This is a genomic window from Peribacillus sp. NPDC060253, from assembly GCF_042727425.1.
In the GTDB taxonomy this organism is placed as follows: Bacteria; Bacillota; Bacilli; order Bacillales; family DSM-1321; genus Peribacillus.
This window is the reverse complement of the sequence record NZ_JBHXAS010000277.1, coordinates 1-1,205: the sequence shown is the minus strand read 5'-3', so window position 1 is coordinate 1,205 and position 1,205 is coordinate 1. Positions and strand designations below refer to the sequence as shown.

1 protein-coding gene is annotated in these 1,205 nt (G+C 37.2%); it reads left to right on the top strand.

Annotated elements, in window-relative coordinates; genetic code table 11:
- The first annotated feature begins 14 nt into the window (after nucleotides 1-14).
- A protein-coding gene (locus ACFWE9_RS26985) for an IS3 family transposase (protein ID WP_230163063.1) occupies nucleotides 15-1,165 on the top strand; the annotation gives its coding sequence in 2 pieces (ribosomal slippage) (nucleotides 15-252 and nucleotides 252-1,165; 1,152 coding nt in all).
- Nucleotides 1,166-1,205 lie beyond the last annotated feature (40 nt).

The following is a 1,205-nucleotide window of genomic DNA, read 5'->3' as shown; positions in this document are numbered from 1 at the left end:
AGGATGTGTCCGTCTTGGAACGTAAGAATACAGGGAAAAAATATAATAATGAATTCAAGAAGACTATTGTAGACCTTTATCACTCGGGTAATTCGGTCAAAGAATTAAGCAGCGAATATGGCGTATCAGAAGTTACCATTTATAAATGGGTTAAAGAATTTACCCCTATCGGTTTAGGGGAAGAGTCAATGACTCCAAAGGAATTAGCTGCCATACAGAAGGAAAACCTTCGGTTAAAGCAAGAAGTTGAAATCTTAAAAAAGGCTATGGCCATATTCGCGAAAAAGTAACCGAGACAGATCTTACCGAATTTATTGAGGAACACAAGAAACAATATCCCGTACAGAAGATGTGTGAAATACTAGAAATCCCAAGAAGCAGCCATTATCAGTCTCTTCAACTTGTCGTATCCAATCGCGAACAGGAAAACAAAGAGCTAACGAAGAAAATTTATCTCATCTACTTAGAGAGCAAGGGACGTTATGGTGCTCCCAAGATACATAAAATCTTATTAACCAAAGGATTTTCCCTAAGTCTAAAGCGTGTTCAACGCCTAATGAGCAAGGCGAGTATTCGTTCTATCACGAAGAAAAAATACCGTCCTTATCCATCAAAAGAAAAGGTTATTCAGTTAGATAATTTGCTTAAACGAGACTTTACTACCCAGACCATTAATGAGAAATGGGTAGCTGATATTACGTATATCCACACGTTAAAAGACGGATGGTGTTATTTAGCTTCTGTATTGGATCTTCATTCTAAGAAAATAGTAGGGTATTCCTTTTCACGTTCTATGACGACAGAACTGGTCATAAAAGCTTTCGATAACGCTCACTCTTCACAAAAGCCCTCGGAGGGCTTAGTTCTTCATACGGATCTTGGCTCACAATATACAAGCAGTGAGTTTACTCAACATACCCAGAATCATCATATTAAGCAATCCTTTAGCCAGAAGGGTTGCCCGTACGATAATGCCTGTATTGAATCTTTTCATGCGATATTAAAGAAGGAAGAAGTCAACCACGTACAGTATCTAGACTACCAAACAGCTAAATTAGCGATATTCCAATTTATTGAAGGTTGGTATAACCGAAAAAGAATTCACAGTAGCTTAGGATATAAAACTCCACAAGCCATTGAAGATCAAATTACAAAAACAGCTTAAGATTTAACTTTTTTGTGTCCAAAATATTGACTCAAATCCA